Genomic DNA, 348 nt, shown 5'->3' with positions numbered 1-348 from the left:
GCACCTCCTCCACCGGTACCCAGGAGCACTACTTCACCATCGAACTGGAAGACGCCGTGATCGTCGACGTGCAGTCACGCATGCCGAACTGCCAGGACCCGAACATGTCCCACTTCACCCACCTGGAAGACGTCTACTTCACCTACCGCAAGATCGTCTGGACCCATGAAGTGTCCGGCACTTCCGGTTCCGACGACTGGCGTTCGCCGATCTCCGCCTAAGCCGCGGGGTCACGGGGAAAGGGGCATTTTGCCCCCTGCGTCACGGCAACGCCGTGGCGCTTCCCCGACAATGCCCTGGCTCGCAGGTACGCGAGCTGCCCCATCGGCCAGGACTCCTGGCCGATGC

Annotated in this window: 1 protein-coding gene; it reads left to right on the top strand. The window is 63.8% G+C overall.

What is annotated here, in order from left to right:
* The coding region (gene tssD / locus AYB31_RS20085) for a type VI secretion system tube protein TssD (protein ID WP_153020708.1) at window positions 1-221 on the top strand (221 nt) is incomplete at its 5' end.
* Window positions 222-348 lie beyond the last annotated feature (127 nt).

Source organism: Pseudomonas sp. BMS12 (assembly GCF_001592875.1).
In the GTDB taxonomy this organism is placed as follows: Bacteria; Pseudomonadota; Gammaproteobacteria; order Pseudomonadales; family Pseudomonadaceae; genus Aquipseudomonas.
The sequence above is the reverse complement of the archived record's forward strand: the minus strand, read 5'-3'. Positions and strand labels throughout refer to the sequence as shown.